This window comes from Acidithiobacillus sp. HP-2, from assembly GCF_015100155.1.
Classification (GTDB): domain Bacteria; phylum Pseudomonadota; class Gammaproteobacteria; order Acidithiobacillales; family Acidithiobacillaceae; genus Acidithiobacillus.
Map to the genome: position 1 here is coordinate 156,887 of NZ_JACKZA010000005.1, position 21,533 is coordinate 178,419.

Sequence of the window (21,533 nt, forward strand, 5' to 3'; positions counted from 1 at the left end):
AGACACCATAATTACTTGACATTTTTGCGCGATCATGGCTTAGCCTTCGTTACCAGAGCGATGCTTAATTATCCACTCTGCTAAATCAATGATACGATATCGCACCAGCCTGCCGATTTTTACAAACGGCAAATCGTACCGGCCTGTGCATCGCCAGCTTTGAAGTGTGCTGCGCTCAACCTGTAATACAACGGCAGCTGTTGTTTCGTTCAAAAGCTGTTGTTTAAATGCAGCGTTTTCAGAACCCAACTGCATGTATATCTCAAGAATAACTTGTTGTACTAGATCATTATGGTTGCTCATGTATCACCTTATCTGTCTCAATCGGTGTAGATAAGGGTAGCTAGCACTCCATCAAATGTGGTAAACATTAACAGGGGAAAATCGCGTTTATTTATACCAAATCGTGAGTCCCCGGATCTTGCTATTCTGAATGTAGGATTCAAATGACATTCTGCTTGACGAAAAATGCTTGAGCTTTTCACAGAGCGCAATCATGTTCTCGTAGAGGTGGTGCTTGGAGTTAACATGGGATTCCAGGAAAAACAGGGGTTGTAGAAGTTGGGACAGTTTTTGATTTTGTGCTGGTTCAGATGTCGATCAGTACCACCCGGCGTTGAAAATATAGTGGTAACCGAACAGCTACCACACCACGCGCTGTTTTTGATGTCGTATACCATACCAAGCGGGGCTCTATTTGAGCCCCAAGTGCAGAACTGCCGCAACTGAACGGCTGCCGAGATTTCATCTTAAAAAGCATGGTATATGATGTATGACCCTCGTTAACGTAGAATGTAACATGGGATGTAATGCTGGGCGTATTACAGTAATGATTTTTGTAACGTAGTAATGCGCCCATGCATTACACGGTGCATTGGCCGGTCAAGATGTATGCCTTCCATCGGCATTTTGAGTACTGTGCGCATCGATCTATATCGTCTTAAACCGGTTTATGTAAGGGCATGAATGGGCTTGAGTTGAGCACACCTAAGGTGATTCCAATAGTCTGTGGATGGCAGCCACAATGACCTGCATAAGACATTAACCCCGTGACTGTAACCGATCGTAAAAGGGGACGATCATTGGATCGTAGCACTTGGTCACTGCGGCTGGCAGGTACAGTGTTTTGCGTAGAAGAGCATTGATTGCCTTGGCAATATTGCTTTTCCCGGTCCACTGACTCGACTCGCAAGACGCGGGTTGAGTGCCGCATCGGCGACGATCCGTTTAGCGGAATTAAAGCGCGTGAGCGAGTTGAGGGAAGCCAGTAGCATGGCTGAGGTGGTCTAGCCGAAGCCGGGAATACTCAGCAGGAGCACCTTTTAGAGATGTAATGGATGCCTCCCCCTACAGGACCGGCAGCGGGGCGCTTCAGAAGGGAGTCCCCGCTTGATCCGGACGGCATCAAGGTGCCAAGGTGGAAATTTATCCACGGTAAGGACAAGGAGGACTCGTCATGCAGGTTACAACTTATGGACTGGATTTGGCAAAAAGGGTCATGCAGCTGCACTGGGTAGACATGGAGACCGGTGAGATTCATCGCAAACAGATGAAGCGTCGGGCACTTCTGGAGTTTTTCGCCAATCGGCAACCGGGCATCGTGGCCATGGAAGCCTGTGGGAGTGCGCATTATTGGGGCCGGGAATTACGCAATCTCGGTCATGAGGTCCATCTGGTAGCAGCACAATTTGTGCGCCCTTTCGTGAAGACCAACAAAAACGATGCAGCGGATGCGGCAGCCATCTGGGAAACCGTACAGCGTCCCGATATGCGCTTTGTGGCGGTCAAGAGTGAAGAGCAGCAATTCGTCCTGTCGCTCCACCGTATCCGGGAGCAACTCATCAAGGTCCGGACGATGCAGGTGAATCAGATCCGGGGCTTGCTCTATGAATTTGGTGCCGATCTGCCGCAAGGTCGGCAGAAGGGCCTGAAAGAAGTGCCGGATGCATTGGCCGATCTGGAAGAATTCCTATCGCCCATGTTCCTGGACACTGTTCGCCAGCAATTAAAACGGCTTGAACAGATGGACAAGGATATTGCGGATATCGAAAAGTGTTTGGCGCTGTGGAAGAAAGATCAGGAAGCGGTGAAGCGATTGATGGCGATTCCCAGCGTGGGACTGCTCACGGCAACCGGCAACATCGCCACCGTGGGCGATATGGAATCCTTTCGGTCGGGGCGGGAGTTTGCGGCTTTTCTGGGATTGGTTCCCCGCCAGAGTGGGACCGGTGGCAAGGTTCGGTTGCTGGGCATCAGTAAACGTGGAGACAGCTATCTGCGAAAGCTGCTCACCCACGGAGCGCGGGCAGTGGTGAATTTCCAGATCAAGAACCGAAATCCCTGGATGGACAAGCTGCTCTGCCGACGGCCCCACAACGTGGTTGTCGTGGCACAGGCCAACAAGATGGCCAGAACGATTTGGTCGCTATTGGTGCGAGACACTATCTACGACGCGAATCACGCGACGATAAAAACCGCCGCATAGTACGGTATTACAGAATTGTTGAACTTCAACATAAGGAGTTGCGCAGGCGGATAACCGATTGATGGCAAAACAGGTCAGACCACGGGAAAGAGAACCTGAGGGGACTATGTCCTAATAAGGACGCTTTAGAGATGAGGACTTTCCCGGCGGATTTCATCAGGGTCAGCAGGATTAACCTGCATTAAAGACCGGATATAAGGCAGCAACCGACCTCAATATGCCAGACATCGAAAATCACCTTGCGAACATGGAGGCATCCATATAAGTCCCCGATAGGGGATCCGTAAACCACCCGCCTTTAGGCGGCGGATAAGTCCGGTGGTATAACCCAGCTATGGAATCTTATAAAAGTGGTAGTCACACGGTTTGGGATTGTAAGTATCACCTAGTCTGGACGACGAAGTACCGATATCAGGTATTGGCCGGGGATGTAGGGCTACGATGTCGGGAATTGCTGCGAGAGATAGCGCGTAGTAAGGAAATGGTGATTTATGTGGGGTCGATTAATATTGACCATGTACATCTATTGATAGGGATACCGCCGAATCTATCGGTATCCAAGGCGGTACAATATTTGAAAGGGAAGAGCTCGCATCGGTTGCTGACGGAGTATGCGAAGTTACGCAAGAGATACTGGGGCCAACATTTGTGGGGGCGAGGCTATTGGGTCGCGAGTAGTGGGAATGTAACAGATGAGGTTTGGCAGGAGTACATCAAGAATCAAACCCACCAGATCCAGACGATGACTTTCATGTCGTGTAGCGACAGCCGTCGGCCTCAGTGCCGACAGATCCGGCTTCCAGCCGTAACCTGAAGCCACCGGCTTTTAGCCGGTGGAGTATTCACGATTTCAGATCCGGGGGGGGGTGATCCATATGACCTTGGATTTGTCTGCAGACGGCATTAATTTGCTGATGGATGGATAGCAAAAGGGGCGTCAATGGAAGCGCGATGATCCGGGCGTCCGCTTCATCCGTTTTGGCCCGGGACAGTTTAGTTGTACCAACGGCATGAATTTCTGTTTTACGGGGTCATGTCCCAACCCTCTAAAAACTGATCTATCTCCTCCGGAAATCAGTCAAAGGGTACCAGTCCAGACGGGCTGTTTCCAAGATATAAGGTCGGTTTGTTGAATACGGCTCGACTTATCTTTATTATTATATTTCCGATTGAAATCGACAAGGATTACAATGAAGATCAAGAATAATGGGTCAATGAGATTAATAAATGTAAGTATGGTGACTGCTTGCGTAGCATTTCTCTTGGTTTCTCAAGCTCTTATAGTTTTCATGACGGGCCAAAAAAGAATTGATTTTGGATCGTTGCTAGCTATAGCTGTAATGGTGATAATTATTTTGAATGGTGCTTGGTATTTCTGGCGATATCAGCGCATAAGTGTCCAAAAAAAAATAGATTGGCGCGGATCAATTTTAAAGGTTTTATTGCTATGGATATTTTTAATTTTAACTGAAATACCATTATTTATATTTTTGCTATATTTATTTATACTTGGAGTGTATGCAGCTGTCCGTCAAGTTGGAAAAACATTCTTTGGTAAGGAAATTAATTTATGGATGCCTGGAAACAAATCAATGTTACATAACGTTGAGCGGCAGCCGGCTAGATTTGTGTGGCCAGAACAGAACAACATACCTGTTTTGTCTACGATTTCATTGCACGACCGATTTAGTCATTGGAAGATTCTCTCCAGTGTGCGTCCATTGGATGAGGATGCCGTTAAGTCTGCCGGCGATGCAGGGGAAAAAGCGGTGTTGGACACACTCAACAAACATAGATCACTACGCGGTTCTCACTTGTACGCGAATAAACGCATTCCCAACGTCCGGCAATGCGAGCTTCTCCCAGGTAAACGTGTAGAGATTGATTTGATCCTACTGACCCAACGTCATGTTCATGTGATTGAAGTCAAAAACTGGTCTGGAAGTTTAATGACTTGCCAAGGGAATAAAAATGCCTGGGTGCGTCATCGCCGCAGTGACGTTGAACCAATGCAGGTACCGAATGTTGTTGTTGTAAACGCTATTAAGGCAGAAAATTTAAAAGAGTATCTATTCAAGAATGGTATTCAAATCGCCGCCGAACAAATTCGTAATCATGTGTTTTTCACCAATAATCGGTTAGAGGTTGATGACAATATTGCGAACATGCCAGAGATAGTGACAGTCGAATCGTTGGGTCATTTTTCCATGGGCGCGGGGATGAAAACGCTCGATAAAATCATTCTACAATTAGCACGGCTCATCTTAGAGCAAGAAGAGGCGGACGTGGTAGGGCAAGGGCTATGCGAAGCCTTTCCTGAAGCCCTGTTGAATTCTCTCGTAAGCACTTTTGACACGTTAGCCTCTTGGGATCGTATTAAGCTGCATGGTGGACGTGAGCTCACAGGTGATTTCCTTTGGGCGGATGCCTGGGGCAGTAGATGTCGCAAAGAGGACTTGCAGCGTGGTGAGTATTATCAGATTCGGTGGCGTAGGAATAGATATTTTTCATTGATGACTACCCTGATGGCATTGCCTTTGGGTACGATAGATATGCACAAGCAGTCAGTGATGGCAGATCCAGATGGACAAATTTACTTTCATGCAGCGGGGCAACAAAAGCCAACTTTATTTCCTTTAGTTCAGTTAGATATGTTAGAAAAAGGCTGATGGTCAGCTACGCATAATTAACGAATGGAAATTGGGGTCCACTATAAGTACGTCATCCCAATGGTTCATGATGGTATAGACGACCTTGACGATAGGCACCAAGCCGCTGGCCTTGGCGCTTTCCAACCAAGCTTTTAGAGTGTGGCTCCCTGGTGGCGGTTCATGATCGTAAAGATGTCCTGTAAGGTCAGGCGATACTGGTAAGCCTGCGTCGTCTTGAGGTTCTGGTTCTGGAGTAATTCCTGCAGTTTTACTTTCTGTTTTGCCTTCAAGTTGCGGTCATTCATGAGCCATACCCAGCGCGTTTTTTTGAGATCGGGCTGGGTGAGCGATTCCGTGCGGCGGACCTGGTCCACGGCCTCATTGACGAGTTTCATCAGGTGAAATCGATCGAAGGTCACTTGGGCTTTGGGGAGATACGCATCGGCGCCTTTCTGGAAGGCCGGAGACAGGTCCATGCTGACGTCCGTGATTGCTTGCGCATACCCCCTGGGTTTCTAGGTCGGTGGCGAATTGAGCAAAGGTGGCGACGTCTTTGCCGAGGGTGGCAATCAATAGCTGCCGCGCTTCCAGATCAAGGAATATTGTTATGTAGTCGTGGCCGCGTCGGTTGCTGGTCTCATCCACAGCGACCGTATAAACGGCAGGCATATCTACGCGGGTATCATGTACGGAATAAAGCGGAGGCTGCGCATGTTCCATCGTTTACGCACAAAGTACCTGATAAAATAGCCATGGCTTGTTCTAAAGATATTCATAAAAAGGAGAAGTAAAAATGTTGTCTCGTGATATAAATATGCGCATCTGGTACGTGCCTTTTGCTCTGATAGGGCGTTGCAGCTTATGTTTTTTACTGATGACCATGGCTTTGCTGGCCGTCACTTTTTTGCCCTCTATTCTGTTCTTTGCCGTTTTGTTCATTTGGATCCCAACTTTATGGATTCTCTACGCAAGGGTATATTATCACTGGTCGTTTGCTGAAACCTGGATAAGGGTCCGGCGACATGTACGGTCTATACTCATCATCTTCGCTTTTTATTCAGTTCCAGTTGTGTTGACTGCTGGACTATTTAGGATGGTCAGTCTGCGGGACTATAGAGCTTGGATGTATCCCGGTGCGGGCAGTAGTGCCCATAGTGTGTGGTTACGCTTTTGTGACAATTTCCCTCTGGTGTTATCACTGATTGTTGTGGGATTTTTTTTATTATGGCCCGCCATATCGGCGATTATATTTTGGGATAAACAAATAACCCCGATGGACATGATGACGTGGACATCACAGATGTTGGAACGTCTTTCGTTTCGAAAATGGATGATAATTACGATTGTAGTGCTGGGCTTCTATTGGTTCTGGTCGGAATATCTGGTCAAAGTGTTTATGTCGTGGGAATCGGTCTCGTTGATGTTGGTACTGACGATTCTCACTGTGATATTTTCTGGTTGGGCATTTGTTTATGGCTTGACTTTGGATTACGATTTGAATTCCTTGAATGATGATGATGAATGAATTTAATATTTGTCCTGAGTGCGTTACAGAACGGTATAGAAGAGGGGCCGCTTTATTATCATTCGCCGATTTGATGCGCTCATGCGAGTTTCTGCGGTCTACATGGGATGTAAAGGGCAAGCCAATCAAACCCCCCTGCCAGCGTATAGGTATTTCTCTAACTCCCAGGCCGCAGTGGGGGGAGGCGGCAAACCGGGACCTGTACCGCTGGTTCGACTAGAGAAGCCGTCCACAGATTGTTATGTTTGTGGGTAGAGCGGGATTTCGACCCTCCCACCCACAATGCTACTGTTGACATGGGCAGTAGTAAACTGGCAGCCTTAAAATACTATTGAAAGTGTGAACAGAGGAAAAATATGTCAAAAAATATCGTTCTTACAATTCTTTCGCTGGCTTTTTGTGCTGTGAGTGTACCAGCTGTGGCGCATACGTGCGTGCCGTTGAAGGCGCATAAGCGTGTACCAGTGATGGCGCATACGCCACCCAAGTTATCAAAGCCAACACCGGTTGAAACCATGAATCAATACGCGCCTTCTTGTGTGAACAATGAGTATTCATCAACATGCAAAGCTGTATGAACTGCTCTGCATACTAAGCCCAAAAAAATAATTCCTAAAGCAGTTAACGAAGTGGTGGCAAGCGTGTGTATGGAAAGCACTTGTCTTATCCTAGACTTTTATGTGCTTGGGGTAAGACCCCTTAATTGACGGAGTCCGTCTATGATAGCCCCTAAACATATCTGCAGTTTCGGTAAAGATGCTTAGCTCTATTTTTGACATATTTTGTTCTTTTTCTTTGCATCTTAATGAAATTAAACATCAATTTAATCCGGCCATAAGCGGAGATGGCTGGTGAGGCAATATACTTCAAAGGAGTGAGTCGTGATTTCTAAAAACCGTGCACCAATTCATTTAAATAGATTTATGGCGAAGTCATTACTTATCCTGTCGGCGATTGTCCTCGCTGGATGTTCGACCAACGCGAAAGGCATTCATAAAGCCTTGGAGAAGCATCTGAGCAATATCGCATGTACCAAGGTTGAAGTCCCATTATCCATAGCTTTTAAAAATCCGCATAATAGTTTTCCCGAAGAAAATAGCAAACAACTGAAAAGAATGCAGTATTTGGTAAAATCAGGGTTGTTTTCGGTATTCACAAAATCCGTAAAACATAAGGTTTGGAATCCATTTACTTTTAGCTTTAAGGCATCCGCTACAGCACGACCGGAAAAAATATTTTTGCTCGGGCTAACAGCTTATGGCAAAAAATTCTTGGCTGCTCAATCAAGTATGGCACACATTGTCATTAATCATCGTGAGCTGGTGAAAGTGAACCATTACACCACCCCTAGAGTGAATAGCTTTGTTGGACTCAAGATGACCAACGTCAGTTATGACTGGAAGTGCTCGGCCCCTCCAAAATGGGCGACTACCAAAGAATTCCAACATCTGTTCAATGTCAAAATGACAAATTATGCCAAGCAGTATCGATCTCAGACCACACTCGTTAAGAAGGCCGATGGTTGGACGGACTGAGAGTAAACTTATTATTTTTTCGCAATGCTCACAATGTGTTACAAATGGTCGGTTGGTTTTCTGTTCCGTGGCCAGCATGCGTATTCAGACGATCGGCCAAGCACGCGCGAGCTTATTGATGATCATCATGGCGCACTGTGATCTACAATATCAAGCGACTGACTTTTCTCGTAAGGGGGCTGATCAGGGCCGTAATATGCCCATAATGCAGAAAATTTTGGATATATGGCCTTGAAAAATACCTTTTACTACAAAATCCGTAGAAAAATGTCCTAAATCCTGATTTTAGAAGCTGACATTCGTCAGGAAAGCGGGTTTTTCGATCCACCCTATATATGTTTGGTAGATTAAATATAAGTATTTTCTATGACTGTTATGTAAAAATAAAGTAGTTCCGTGACTGTAACGGCATCAACGGCCTTCGTGTATGCGCCCCCCAGGTATGCCAGCCGCCTTTGTGGGAAGTTTAGACGTTGGCAAGGATGCGGCTGCAAGAGGTGTAGAAGAGATGAACAGGGGCACACCCTCCATGAGATGTTTAGCCTGGTGAAAGCTATGCAGGGCAAAGGGGTGAAGAAACGTTCTAAAAAAGGTATACTTTTTGTTGATGACCGTTTTTATTGTTTTATGGGGCTGCAAGTGGTCTACATGGGGTGTAGAGGGGCACTAGCCTTATCCAAGCCGCAGCAGGAAAATCCACAACTTTTGCCCGCGCAACGGGGTCCATCCAGACCACAGGGCCGCGCGGGTGTGGTCGGCAAGTCGGAACGTGTACAGCTGGTCGTTATAGTGTAACAAGCCGTCCATAGGTTGTGAGTGTAGCGGGAGTATGTGGGTAAGGCTGTTATTATCTAGTAACAAATGGTAATTGACCAGTGACCGTCATCAGCGGCATGGCCTCAGCCGCGATGTTAATTCGTTTTGCGACTGTTGACATCAGGAATCACATTTTGATTTCCGGTTAAAACAAGCTAGAAAATGCACATTTTTTTGCCTATAGAAAGACTCAAAAAAAAACGTCAAGCGTGTAAGTCTATGGTCCATAGACTAATGACGTTGCGGCAGACGCATGATCATGTTGTTACCGTTATAAAGAAAATGGATCAAATTAATCCCAATGCCTCAGATTATGAGCAGGTTACCCAGCACCACATGCGCCTCCTCTAGTTTTTGTAGGGAAGCATGCAGTTCCCTTGTATCCACATTACGTGGTAGACCAGCATGTGGATCAACCAATTGCACAAAGTCCGCTTGACGATCTGCGTCTGTTTGCGTCGGCCAAATTTTGTGGCGAAGCAATAACATTAGATTTCCGATTTGCTCATGTAGAGCGTATGCTGATTCTTGCCCTATTATGAACGGATCATCTTTAATAGAAAATCCTAATTCTTTTGCAGTTTTCAGCAGTTGCCGCCGCGCATCTTGTACCGATCGCGAAAATTTTCGCAACTTCTCAAACTGATCCTCAAGTCTCATCACGGTTTCATACTCTTCTGTTGTGGCATGTTTTGCTAGGGACTTTTTGTAATTCTGACTGTTCCTAGCCTTGCTGATATGTCTTGCATTGAAATTTTTGCGGCTATTGTTGGATGATTTATACCATATTCTACTGCGCCAATGCACTGTCACACTGCCGTTTATCGTTTTTCTTACCGCGATGCTCAAGTCGCTCCATTCTTTGGTCTGATTATCTTTATGGATTTGCTGGGATAGCTTTTTTTGGCTTGCATAAAACTCTTGTGCTTTCTTCTGAGCATCTTCAAAGATTAGGTCCTGTACCTGCTGATAAAAGAGCATTTGCCTTTGAAACATGACTTCAAGATTTCTTTTCTCGGTTTGATAGTCCATCAATGTGATCCTTTTTAAAGTGAGTTGCTGGATATATGCTATTAGGCCCGCAGACCCATTTGACCAACTTGTCTATGATTAGAATATGTCGTTCTGTTTATTGTTTTGTTGCTATTAAGCAGTTAAAATCGCTCTTTTTCTGTTTTTTTAAAAAATCGGTAGCCTTGCGTTGTGTCTTTTATTGCCTTTCGGACCGGAATGGTTGTTGGTTGGACATTTCTGTTGGGGGTTGCTGCGTGAGATAGCCCGAGGACTTTGAGAAAGTTTTTCATCGGCTCAGTGTTATCGATGGCTCGAGCTATATGGTTAGCACCTAACCGGCAGTCAAATTCCTATTGGATTGGTTGGGAGTGCTCTCGCATGCGCGCACGGTGAAATTGCAAATAGGATTGATGTTCGGGTGCGAGCCAGCGTAGTCGGAGTTCCGGTGAAATGCCCAGCAAGCGCAGATCGGCTGTTGCCAGTACTGGGGAAAGTAGCAGGCGGCCCTGCGCATCAAAGCTGATCAGAAAGCGGTCGAAAAGGGCATCAAGGTTGGCGGTGAGCAAAAAACCGTTGAAGACATCCAGCCGTTCCGCATCTGACTCGCATTCTGCCCAAGGTTTGGCATGGCTGGCGCGGAGTACGTCGGGCAGTGCCAGGCCGGTGATGGCGCAGGCGCCGCCCCAGTAGGTCAGCATGGCTTCGCGGAATTTCTGTTGGCCAATGCGCTGGCGGACAATGCGTTCGACTTCCGTGTGCAGTGTCTCAGGCGGCAATGCAATCAGTTCCTCTTTCACAGCATCTTCGTAGCTAAGGGCTGCCTCATTGGGCAAGGCCCGCGACAGATCGGCTGCTCGCTGCAAGAGAGTGGCGAGTTCCGCATTCCCGGAGACTAGAAAATAGTTGTTAGCCAATGTCCACTGGGGAAAACCACGCGCCAACTCTCCCGTTAGACTGGCTGATGTTGTCTCGAAATAGACTTGGTACCCGTCATCCGCAGTGCCCGTAACCGTGACGCGGGTGGGGTGCCTGGCAGAGGCGAGGCAGACGGCTTGCGGGTTGGCAGACAGGACATGCTCAAAGCCGTGGTCATGTCCGGTTTTTTCAAGCAGGGCTATTTTCAGCGAGTCCATCTTCAAGACTCCGGATGTGCGCTCGGGTTGTCAGTCAGGCGGCCTGCTCGGGCTTGCGAATGGCCGCAAGTTCTTCGGCCAACCGACGTTCCGCAACGATCAAATCGTAAGCCTGTTGCATGCGTAGCCATATCCCCGGCCCGTTACCCAGATACTTGCCGATACGCAAGGCCATCTCCGGGGTGATGCCCTTGCGCTCAGACAGGATGCCGTGAACGGTCTGGCGCGAGACCCGCAGGCCACGGGCAAACTCTGCTACAGAGATATCCAGTGCAGGCAGTACCTCCTCCCGTAATATCTCGCCCGGATGCGTCGGTATCCGGTCCACCTGCTCAACGGTCATTTCGTCCATTGGATACCCCCCTTCAATGGTAATTCTCCAGATCAACGCGCCAGGCATCTCCTTCACGCCACTCGAAGGTGATGCAATAGGGTCCATTCACATGAACCGTGTACCGCTTCGGTTTTCCCTCCAAAGCATGGAAGTCGAAACCTGGCACGTTCAACTCCTCCGGGGATACTGCAGCGTTTATGGCATCAAGCCTGCGCCTGCAGCGGGTGACCAAATCCGCACCGACTTTTGCCGATTGACCCGTCTCGAAAACCTGCTTGAGGCCCTTATGCACAAAACTTCGTATCAAGTGGAACCCTCGGAGAGGTTGTTGCCGCCCTGTTAAAAATTACACCTCAGTGCCATAGGTGTCAACCAACTGTTGACAGTCACTGGCGCGCGCCTTGCCCAAAAACTTCATCGCCTTGGCTCAGCCTGGGGAGATGCGGGGTGTGAGGGAAGCGGAAGACCTCGCTCATGATGGAATGGTAACGGTAAATTTTCTTGACGGTATCACCGGAAATTGCCTACACTTAAGATACTCATTAGCCAAAGGCTAAAGGAGTTGGGCCAACGCCATGTGCGTTGGCCTTTTCGTTTCCGGGTAATTACAATAGACGCTGCGCATATTTTTGCGCCAGCTTGCGCCGCTTGTTCTCATATTCCAGCCAGAATGCCGTGATCAGCCGTCGTCTGCCGTCACGGTACTTTTTCATCACGATCAGGTAGTCCAAGGTTTGCAGCCACACATAGGTGTGAATGTCGCCATCGCCTTCCGCGTAGTCCCAATGCAGCACGGCTGGGTCGTCAATGTGATCGAGCATGGCGCGCGCCCAGGGCAGACGCTCGGCGCGGCGAAAATCCGGCAGGCGGTTTCCGGAGCGCGGCGGGTCTTCGCGCTCGACGAGGTGCCAGAAGATCAACTCCTTGCCGCGTTCCCGCTCAGGAAAAAACCATACCTCACAGTTTTGGTAGCACGCAGGGTTGTCGACGAAATCGCGGCGAAACACGGAGTAGAGTGCCTCTGTCACCGCCGGTGACCACGGCGACATGCTGAACAACGCTGGCAGCCATGCTGGTTCTGCCGGCGCGGTCATGGCCCGACCCGCCGGGGATGAAACAAAAACACGTTAAGCTTGGTTTCGCGCAGTGGAGTGGCTTGCAGTAGGGATCGCCCCAGACGCTGCTCGATATGGTCGATCACGGCGAGCTTGGCCGGGTTGCTCTGCAATTCCCGGTGACGATAGGTCAAGGCACCGGAGAAAAAATCGGCCAGTTGCATCAATTCCGCTTCGTGCGAGTGAATGTTCTGGATGTGGCCGATCATCGCGCTGGTGAAGTCGTACATGTTGTTGCACAGCACTTCGCGCAGCTTGCACAGTTTGAGGCGGCTACGCGTGTCCTTGATGTCGAGGTAAATGGCGTAGTGGCTGTCGGGCGAGAGAATGCGGTTGAGCAGCGAGAACTGCATCTTGTAATAGAACAGGTCGTGGTCGCCTTGATTGAAGGCGGCGTGGTTGAGCTGCTGCTTGTCCAGCACCACCAGGCCGCGAAAATGCAAGGGTTCCTCGGCCATGAACCAGTCAACCAGGTCGCAGTAGAAGGCGAGCCGCGAAGCCGATACCTTGGACCACTTCAATTCACCGCGCGCACGGTGCCTGGCCTTGAGGTCGCGCAAGGCAGCGCTCAGACGGCGCACTTCCGTTTGCGGGCACCATAGCGCGCCCAGTGCCATCACCGTTTGCCGGTCTGCGGGCAGGTGGCAGGATTCATCGACGTAGATATTGATGAGCGGGGTACTTGCTGCTGTAGTCATCGCGGCACTCCCATTTGCAGCGCATCCCTTGTCGATAGCATCAGGCGTTGGGTCGTGGTATTCGCCGAAGGCGCGCTGATCGTTAGTCTTAATACGCGGAAGGCTTTACCGAGAAAATATTCAATTATATTGCTGTGACGTCCATAGTGGGTGCACAATATATTAGCTGGCATTCTTTCAAAGACTAGTTTTGCATCTAACGTACATATCAAGAAATCAGGGGACGGCACTCAATTGTACGTCTAAGCAATCCAGTAAGAATTTGATAGTTTCAGGCATCTCTTCACTTTTAAGCTTGACAATTTCCGCTAAGTGATCGTCAATGAGCTGTAGGTGTTGCGTCCATAACGCCATTAAAAATTCTAAAGCACCTTCCCCTTGTGCATTTTTCCAATTTCTTAAAACTGACAAAATCACATCAGTCATTTGGCGGCTAAATATAGCGTCGACGCGATAGTCAAGCTCCACGGGAAGCGCAGCCCTGAGCAGAGATGCCTGAATCACTCCGTCGTTGTAGCGATCAAAATTAGCTGGACTGATGAGTGTTGTGTGGTATGTAGTTGCTAATCCCTTTTCATCGGATGCATTACGCAAATCGTGCAGAACACACTGGATCGTCCAGTAAACGTCTGCCTGCGAGGTTTTCTGGAGTCGCACATTAGTAAAATCAAGATCAGCCCAAAAAGCAAAAGTACGCCGAAGTTTCAATGTGTAGACCAGCCGGATTGGGCAAAAAAAGCTGATTAGAATCACTCGATGAACTGTCAAGTAAATGAAATCTATCCAACAGCAACGATGGCAAAACTGTCTCGATATCGCCAAATGGATCACTTCCGCTAAGCCGTTTCAAAGCTTCATATTCCCAGTCGAAAGCCGTTTTTGTGTATTCTTTAATACGAGGCAATGGGCAGTGATTCAGGATAATCAGTTGATGGCCACCCTGGCATAAGTCTTTCTCAAGTTGCTTGAATGACTCATCGTTCTGGAGTTTTGAAAATGCAACAAAATAGATAATCGTTGCTCGGGGAGGAATGCAACGCAGTTTTCGGGAAATGGCTAGCAAGCTACGGCCGGATGTAATGGCACCTGCAATCACGATTACAGATGCTGACTCAACTAGCTCGTTATCGTCAAGGTCGCTAGGCACGAACCAACGCATAGTGTCAGCATCTTCCCCAATGTAACTACGGAATCTTTCAGAAAATAACTGTGATCCAGAATCTTCAAGAACTATTACAGTGGAAAGGTCTCGGGAAACATACCGCCTAATATTTTTATCCATATCAAATGAAAATGGCTCTGCATTTAGAGAAAGAGCTGCGTTTACATCAATGAAGAAGTGCTCTCTTGACTCCTCTTTTGAGCTAACAGGTTTATTCCATAATAATACCGATTCTGCTGCAAATTGTCGGAAAAACATCTGACGTTTTCTTCCAAAATCTATCTTTTTAATTATCAGTAAATCATGTTTTGGATTCTCTGGTAAAAACTGTTCTCCGGCAATGCGAATCACCTTTGATTTGCGATTGCAAAATGGACAATCATTAGCTCTATGAGATAAAATACCACCTGGTATAGCTGAAGATAAATTGAAAATAGCCTGCTGCTCTTTTGGGATTTTTGTATAAAATAAAGTAACAATCTGGTTTTTAGAAAATGAAGTTGTTTCTAATAAACGCTTGGCCAAAGACCCGCTGGTTGTTGCAGAAATAATTACCAGGCTGCTTTGATCTTCAACAAAGTCATATTTTTGTTTAAGTACCGTATAAGATTCAAAACTTTCAATGTGCGGTATTATGTTGTCATCAAAGGCTCCGTAGAGACCTAGCGAAACACTTACAAGATAAGCGATAGATGATGTATCAACGTAGATTCGCCGAAGATTATTTTTTAAATATGGAAGGAGCGAAATCGCCAGAAAAGATACTTCAATGCTTGACACTAACAAGTTAGAGGCACGAATAAACTTGTCGCAGTGATCACCGGAAGGTTTTGTGAAGTGATAGCCATACGATGAGGTTATTAATCCGCGATGCTTTTTGAATAGTTCTACCATGCCCGACTGGAGAATTGACCTTTCCAAGGTTGGATCTATTGGAGTGTTTGAATCGTTAAAAATATGACCTGAGCGATCTGCATGAAGAAAAATTAATTGTTTGTCTATATTGCCAACATAGGAAATAAATTCATTGCAAAAAACCGTATCAGCTTTGCACTCGTCAACTGTAACCGATGGATTACCGAAGCTTAAGATATACACATTCTTGGGAATAAGGTTATGGGCAACATCGTTCTTTAATGCTTTGGCAATTTCGTCGAGAAAAATTATGGACGGAAAGAACACCGCCACACTTTTCCTCTGGTTGTCAATTGTCTCACAAAAACGAAAGGAAAAACAATCTGTCATTGCTTCGCCTCCATGGGAATGAGCAATGTGATAGAAACTCCGGCTACTGGTGACATCTGGCTAGGATTATTTTCTGCTGAATCTCGTGAATTCCAGTCTGAAAAAGCGCAGGTGTCGTTTTTTTGATATGGCGATGTAACAAAATCTCTGTATAGTGCAAGCCGGCCGCTACGAATGCGCATAAAGGCATTCAGTTTGGTTAGCCGTTCCATCACAGCCGGCAAACCGTTACCCTTGTTGTTTTGAGAGGTCGAAGTTTGTCTGAATGAAAAACATTTCTTGAAAGTCTTGTATTCGTCTGATATTAGTATTGGCTGATTGGTATCGCAACAGTGATCTGCCAGCCATCTTCCGCAATACCCGAGGCCTGAATCAACGATGCTGATCTCCATAAATCGCCGTTGCCTACGAACACCAGTTATACCGTTAATTTTATTCAGATAGGTCGATAATACAGGCTGTTTTTTGATAAAGCCCTTGATACCCTCTTCGTTCATGTTGATACCTTGGGTATAAATGACCCGCATGCCTGGTTTTAACCATTCACTGCGCGTAAGGCCGCGTGTCCCGTGCTCGTGGGTATTAATGAATAATTCATAAAAAATTCGTCCAAGATAGTTCAGTGTGTTTTGGCCGAGCCTTTTCGCTCCACCAGACATCATTAAAGATTCCTCTACCATCGCTTCAATAACAGCCGTAATTTGAGCTGGCTGCCGCAGCTCTGACTTCATATTTGGTCCATCGATGTAGAAGTTGTCATCGAATCCTTTAGAGCTATGGTCGACAAATGCAAACCAGCATAGTCGTCCATAATGCTGACCATATTTTTGTTTAGCTTGCGCTTCTATAGCGGTTTTTGCGGCTGCGTAAACCTTAGATCTTATGTCAACGTTCTGATCATTTACAAAGGCGATCTGTTTGGCTAGCATTGCCGCAGAAAACTTGTGCGGTTTGCTAATGAGTTCATCAATTTCGTTATACTTTTCGCTTTGACGAAGTTGGAGCGTTCGGGTGCTTGATTTTCTAGCCCAAGTATTTGCTGCCTGAATAGCCGCTGCCAGACCGCCAAACGCATATGCCGAAGTGCCCACGGGCAACAAAAGAGTATCTCCCTTAGTTCTTTCAAGTTTTTCTAGAAACTCCTCGCAGGCGTTAATGGTCAAGCTTTTTGGAAAAGTTATCATGTGAGGCTCCCATTCTGTAGCATATCCCACGCTGCCAGAACCAAGCGTTGGGTGCGGTACTCGCCAAATTCACGTTCTTCGTTTTTCTTTAGCACGCGAAAGGTCTCGCTGGGGTAATCCTCGCCCATTATGTCGCTGGGGTCGAGGATATAGCGCAGTTCGTCGCGAGTGAGGCCGTAGAGGCGGGCGTAGTACGCATCGAGTTCGGCGCGCAGTTGGGCGCGGCGGTCGGTGTCGAAGGCGAAGGGTTCGCCGTCATAGCCCAAATCTCGCGCCCAGGGGGCGAGGTCGTGGGCGGTATAGGTGAGTTCGAGCACGCGAGGGACGATGTAGGAGAGGTCGGTGTCCGTATAGACTTCTGGAGAAATCACAGGAAGCTGACGCACATGAAAATAGTTAGTATTGACACCCCCAATTTTTTGTCGTGCAACATAATCAAGTGTTATCGCTGCCAAGTTGCCGACCAAAGCTGCAATCTTTGGAAAACCATTTGTAAGTGCCGGCAGGACGAGATTCATTGAGTCACCCACACCGCAATACGGAAGAAGGGACGTCAGAAATGTACGTTCGTTGGTTGGCGCCGTGATTTTCTTGAAGACGGGCAACCAAAGACGATTCCAGTCAGAAGGTAATCGATCTTTTACATCTTCCTTCGACACCCAATAAAATGGTGCGGTTCGATAGGCTGGATTTTGATGGTTTGTAAGGCTCGTTGGCGGAAGCACTCTATAGCCTCGATCACTACCCCGAGTTTCGTATGACGCAGCACGATGATCGTAGAAGTCACACATTTTCCCTTCATACAACGGTAAAAAGTCAGAACGCTCTTGCTCATTGAATAGGTAACTATCGTTCGACATGTGGAACATCATCCCAAGCCTAATACCCCAAGGGTTGCCTCCGGGCCGCTGCTCGTCGATCAGCACGGGGGCAGCGCGGTAGAGCTTTTTGGTGAGTTCTGCATCGTGCGCACTGCGGAACACTGGGCAGGTAAGGGTATTGGGATTAAGCAGGCGGAATTCGTCCGGCGTGAGGCGAAAGCGGCGGCGTTGGTCGGCCAGCTGCTCGACGCGGGTGGCAAAAAACACGAACTCCGCCTGCTCGGCCTGTCCCAGGGTGAGCAGGCAGAACTTGTAGCTGCGATGCACTGCCGGAAACACCGCTTCGCGGTTTTCGATGTCGTAAAGGCTGACCAGCCGCGCGTTCTGGGTGATGTGGGCAAAAAACGCCTTGGTGCTATCGTCGGTGGCAATGCCGGTGGGCACGATGAACCCGGCGCGGCCTGTGGGTGCCATCAACTGCACGAAGGTTTCGGCAAAGAGGGCGTAGGTGTTCACATCGCCGACGCCGGTGAGCGGGTAGCGGCCGCCGTCTTCGCCGTTGACATGGGCAAACAGGCTCATGGCCTCGGCAGTGCGGCGGGCGGTGATAAATTCAGCGTACAGGCGCTGCTCGGCGGCGCATTCGGGCGCGGGGTGTTCCAGTTCGGGGAACAGATGCCGCGCCAGCATGCCCTCGGCCAGCCAGCCGATGCGCTGACTGCGTTCGGCCTTGTTTCTGGCCTCGGCCACGTCGCGGTTGCGGGTGGCGAAGAATTCTTCTTCCTGCAGCTTGATGCGTTCCCACGGCGGATTGCCGAACACGCAGTCAAAGCCGCCCGCCGCAAACACCTGCGGAAACGCTAGCGGCCAGTGCAGCACGCGGGCCTCGACGCAGGCGGCGTGGGCGGCGGCACGTTGCGCCTGATGCGATGCACCTTGCGCGTCGGTGAACAGTTCCAGATACACGGTCTGGCTGGTGGGCACGCTGGATGCACTGGCCGCTGTCTTGGGCAGCAGGAAGGCGCCGACCAGCAGATCGGCCGCGTGGGCAAGGCGGCTGTCTTGGGCCTGCTGCAAGACCTCGCGCCAGGCGGCTTCCTTGGCGGCGATTTCGGTGGGCGTGTCTTGCGGCAGGGCTTCGAGCCGGGTGATGGCGGCGAGGCCATCGGAATCGGCCAAGCGCAGCAGATGTTGGCCGCTGAGCAGGTCGCGTTCCAGTTGTTTCAGGCCGTGGGCGTTGGCCTGCGCCAGGGCTTTGCAGACGGCTTTGTCGTCGCCGGAAAGCGGCTTGAATGCCTCTTTGGGGATGCCGTGCTCCAGCGCCTTGAGATCGGTGAGGCCGAGCAGGGCATCGCCAACCTGCAGGTGGTGGTCGAGAAAACTCAGGGGGCGGCCGTCCTCGAACCCCTCCAGCCATAGCGCGGTGCGCGCGAGCTCGATGGCCATGGGGTTGCGGTCCACGCCGAAGATGCAGTGGACGATGACTTCGCGCAGGGCGTGGCGGTAGTCCTGCGGCTGCACAGCACCATCGGCGGCCCGCAGTTGGGCGAGTTGTTCGGCTAGGCGGCGCGCGGCGGCCAGCAAAAAGTGGCCGCTGCCACAGGCGGGGTCGATGACGCGCATCGCCAGCAGAGCTTCGATCGGATTGGCGGGCTGGGCGGCGAGGCGCTGGGCGATGACCGGATCAAGGGTGGAACGGATGAGTTCCTGTACCAGCGCGTCGGGGGTGTAGTAGCTGCCAGTGAGTTTGCGCGCATTGCCGGCGGTGCTGCCTTCGCTGTCGCCCATGCCGATGAAGCCGAACTTGCGCGCGGGTAGATCGATGTCGGGCACCAGTTCCAGCAGGCTTTCATACACACTGCCCAGTTCTTCCGGCCCCATATTGCGGTAGTCTACCGGCGCCAGGCTGCCGCTGTGGTTGGACCAGCGCAGTTGCTGCATGGCGGCAAGCAGGTGGGCGTTATCGAGGCTGGCGGTGTCCAGTTTCGGGCACTGGCTTACTGCAAACAGGCCGCCAAGGGCGGGCAGGGCCAAGCGCGGTTCGCCCTCGCTCAAGCCTTTGAACACGATGCGCAGCGTTTGCCAGTGGTCGTCGAAGCGGTTGCGGGCGCGGCGCTTGAGGCAGAGGTCGCGCAGGCGGGCGACGGCATAGCCTTCGGCATAGGCGCTGCGGGCGGCGATGGCGGTGGCGCTATCATCCGCCGGATGCAGGAGGCCGCGTTCTTCCACGTTGAACAGAAAAATCAGGCGGTAGATGAGGCGCAGCAGTTGCTGGAAATAGGCGTCGGCGCTGAGGGTGCCGGTATCGAGCGCCTGGCGCAGCGCCTCGTTGGCGGGATGCTGGATGAAACCTTCGCCGAAAATCAGCAGGGCTTCGGTAACGCCCTGGCGCAGACCTTCGCGGACCCGGGTGCCTTCCTCCTGTCCGGCTACGCGCCATTGTTCCCAGATACAGGGGCCTAGCTGTTCGCCGCTCTCGGGAGGGATTGCGGGTTGCGGGGCGCGGCTGGCGTGCAGCAGGCGCCAGACGTTGGCGAACTCGGCATAGCGTGCGCCACCGAGCAGGTCTTGCAGGTCGACTTCCAGAAAGCTAGGTCGGGTGAGCGTGTCGGCATCGCGCAACAGGCGCAGTTGGCGGCCGTTGCTGACGATGGCCCAAGTTTGGTCGGGGCTGGCGTTGAGAAACTCCTGCGCCAACTGGAAGGCGGTTTTCTTGCGTGCCCCGTTGCCGGCGACGGCAAAACGCGGGTCGGCCGCGTCCAGTCCTAGGGTATGCGGGGCGACGACGACGGGCAAGGCACCGGCCAGAAACGTGACGGGATAGTGTTGATCGCCCACACTGAGGCCCGTGACGGGGGCGATATGGTTGTAACCGAAGGCGTCGCGCAAGATCTCCTGCACAAAATGGCGGGTGAGCGCGCCGACATCGACATCGCTGCGCTCGAACTGGTCGGCAAAGGACTTCCACTGTGCGGTAGCGATCTGAAAGGCGCGGCTGATGTCGTCCTTGAGCTTGAGGCCCTTGGGGGTGTGGTAGTCGGCTTCGCTCTGGAACTGGGCCGCGCCAAGGGCCGCTTTTTCCAACTGGTCGGGCAGGAATAGGCCGCCCTCCAGACGCAGTGTGGCGAAGGCGAGGTGATGGCGCGGCTGGTGTTTCATAGCGATACCACCTGCAGACTGAAGGCCTCGGCGGCACGACATTGGCGGGCATCGGCCGAGATGAACACTTCGGCGGTGCAGGCGAGGGCGGCACCCAGGTGGATGGCGTCCATGCCGCGCAACGTGTGGTTTTCCAAGACCTTGACGGCGTGCTGGAGGACCTGGGGCGTGGTATCGCAGATCAGCGCATCGGCGATGTCGAGCATCAGGGCGCGCTTGATGATCTGGTATTGCGCGTCCGTTAGGCGGCCTTCGCGTTGCAGGCGACAGAAGGCCGAGATCACTTCAGGCACCGCGATGACCGACAGTGCCAGTTCGCTGGCCCGTTCGCACCATGCCAGGACGTCAACGGTGCCAGTTTCGTCGATGTAGCGCTTGGCAAAGGCCGATGAGTCGAAATAGACGCGCATCAGTCTCCGCGCTCGTCGAGGATGAGACGGCTGATCTCCTTGCCGCTGATGGCCAGCGGGCGTGCCGGACGCTGTTTCCAGGAAGGCATCTGCGCCGGGATAGGGTGAATTTCGGCAATAGGCTTACCATTGCGCAACACACGTACTGTCTGCCCGGCCTCGACCAGATCGAACCAGGTCTTGGCGTGGTTGCGTAAATCGGTGAAAGTGGTTTCCGGCATGAACAGGCTCCCGTCAGATGATGTA

18 protein-coding genes and 1 pseudogene are annotated in these 21,533 nt (G+C 50.4%); 5 read left to right on the top strand and 14 right to left on the bottom strand.

The genetic code is table 11. From position 1 onward, the window contains the following. Positions 1–39: 39 nt before the first annotated feature. On the bottom strand, positions 40–303 hold the full coding sequence (locus H7F11_RS05555; RefSeq protein ID WP_193650154.1) for a helix-turn-helix domain-containing protein: 264 nt from the start codon (positions 301–303) through the stop codon (positions 40–42). A 1,153-nt stretch (positions 304–1,456) separates the two neighbouring features. Between H7F11_RS05555 and H7F11_RS05560 the strand changes: the two genes are divergently transcribed. The 3 genes from H7F11_RS05560 to H7F11_RS05570 all read left to right on the top strand — a co-directional run bounded on the left by H7F11_RS05560 (position 1,457) and on the right by H7F11_RS05570 (position 5,154). Further along, entirely contained in the window at positions 1,457–2,485 is a 1,029-nt protein-coding gene (locus H7F11_RS05560) for an IS110 family transposase (RefSeq protein ID WP_193658025.1), read from the top strand. Positions 2,486–2,819: 334 nt separating this feature from the next. Continuing rightward, positions 2,820–3,299: an IS200/IS605 family transposase gene (gene tnpA / locus H7F11_RS17210; RefSeq protein WP_227485283.1), complete on the top strand. Its 480-nt coding sequence runs from the start codon at positions 2,820–2,822 to the stop codon at positions 3,297–3,299. 376 nt (positions 3,300–3,675) lie between these two features. Next, positions 3,676–5,154, top strand: coding sequence for a nuclease-related domain-containing protein (locus H7F11_RS05570; RefSeq protein ID WP_193651435.1), 1,479 nt, complete (start codon positions 3,676–3,678; stop codon positions 5,152–5,154). A 45-nt stretch (positions 5,155–5,199) separates the two neighbouring features. Here the strand turns inward: H7F11_RS05570 and H7F11_RS05575 are convergent. Continuing rightward, positions 5,200–5,811 (bottom strand): annotated as a pseudogene (locus H7F11_RS05575) (transposase); the annotation flags it as partial. A 118-nt stretch (positions 5,812–5,929) separates the two neighbouring features. Here H7F11_RS05575 and H7F11_RS05580 point away from each other — a divergent pair. Continuing rightward, positions 5,930–6,661, top strand: a complete 732-nt coding sequence (locus H7F11_RS05580) for a hypothetical protein (protein ID WP_193651436.1) — start codon at positions 5,930–5,932, stop codon at positions 6,659–6,661. An 881-nt stretch (positions 6,662–7,542) separates the two neighbouring features. Then, a complete protein-coding gene (locus tag H7F11_RS05585) occupies positions 7,543–8,196 on the top strand; it encodes a hypothetical protein (RefSeq protein WP_193651437.1) in 654 nt (217 codons plus the stop codon). 1,122 nt (positions 8,197–9,318) lie between these two features. Here H7F11_RS05585 and mobI read toward each other — a convergent pair. The 12 genes from mobI to H7F11_RS05640 form a co-directional block, all read right to left on the bottom strand. Then, a complete protein-coding gene (mobI, locus tag H7F11_RS05590; protein ID WP_193651438.1) occupies positions 9,319–10,044 on the bottom strand; it encodes a conjugative transfer protein MobI(A/C) in 726 nt (241 codons plus the stop codon). Between the two features lie 332 nt (positions 10,045–10,376). Continuing rightward, entirely contained in the window at positions 10,377–11,159 is a 783-nt protein-coding gene (locus H7F11_RS05595; RefSeq protein WP_193651439.1) for an HNH endonuclease, read from the bottom strand. Positions 11,160–11,193: 34 nt separating this feature from the next. Further along, positions 11,194–11,511, bottom strand: a complete 318-nt coding sequence (locus H7F11_RS05600) for a HigA family addiction module antitoxin (protein WP_193651440.1) — start codon at positions 11,509–11,511, stop codon at positions 11,194–11,196. 13 nt (positions 11,512–11,524) lie between these two features. Next, entirely contained in the window at positions 11,525–11,800 is a 276-nt protein-coding gene (locus tag H7F11_RS05605; protein ID WP_193651441.1) for a type II toxin-antitoxin system RelE/ParE family toxin, read from the bottom strand. Positions 11,801–12,098: 298 nt separating this feature from the next. Further along, the gene (locus tag H7F11_RS16680; protein WP_227485284.1) at positions 12,099–12,587 is read right to left on the bottom strand and encodes a hypothetical protein; all 489 of its coding nucleotides are present in this window, start codon (positions 12,585–12,587) and stop codon (positions 12,099–12,101) included. Beyond that, entirely contained in the window at positions 12,584–13,306 is a 723-nt protein-coding gene (locus tag H7F11_RS05615) for a DUF3800 domain-containing protein (protein WP_193651442.1), read from the bottom strand. Before H7F11_RS05615 ends, H7F11_RS16680 begins: the two co-directional genes overlap by 4 nt. 216 nt (positions 13,307–13,522) lie before the next feature. Further along, a complete protein-coding gene (locus H7F11_RS16685; protein ID WP_227485285.1) occupies positions 13,523–14,014 on the bottom strand; it encodes a hypothetical protein in 492 nt (163 codons plus the stop codon). Further along, positions 13,980–15,713, bottom strand: a complete 1,734-nt coding sequence (locus tag H7F11_RS05620; RefSeq protein ID WP_227485286.1) for a hypothetical protein — start codon at positions 15,711–15,713, stop codon at positions 13,980–13,982. The genes H7F11_RS16685 and H7F11_RS05620 overlap by 35 nt, the downstream gene beginning before the upstream one ends. Then, complete coding sequence (locus H7F11_RS05625) at positions 15,710–16,897, bottom strand: hypothetical protein (RefSeq protein WP_193651443.1); 1,188 nt, start codon at positions 16,895–16,897, stop codon at positions 15,710–15,712. Before H7F11_RS05625 ends, H7F11_RS05620 begins: the two co-directional genes overlap by 4 nt. After that, entirely contained in the window at positions 16,894–20,877 is a 3,984-nt protein-coding gene (locus H7F11_RS05630; protein WP_193651444.1) for an Eco57I restriction-modification methylase domain-containing protein, read from the bottom strand. Before H7F11_RS05630 ends, H7F11_RS05625 begins: the two co-directional genes overlap by 4 nt. Beyond that, entirely contained in the window at positions 20,874–21,287 is a 414-nt protein-coding gene (locus H7F11_RS05635; RefSeq protein WP_193651445.1) for a type II toxin-antitoxin system VapC family toxin, read from the bottom strand. Before H7F11_RS05635 ends, H7F11_RS05630 begins: the two co-directional genes overlap by 4 nt. After that, positions 21,287–21,508, bottom strand: coding sequence for a type II toxin-antitoxin system Phd/YefM family antitoxin (locus H7F11_RS05640; RefSeq protein WP_193651446.1), 222 nt, complete (start codon positions 21,506–21,508; stop codon positions 21,287–21,289). The genes H7F11_RS05635 and H7F11_RS05640 overlap by 1 nt, the downstream gene beginning before the upstream one ends. Positions 21,509–21,533 lie beyond the last annotated feature (25 nt).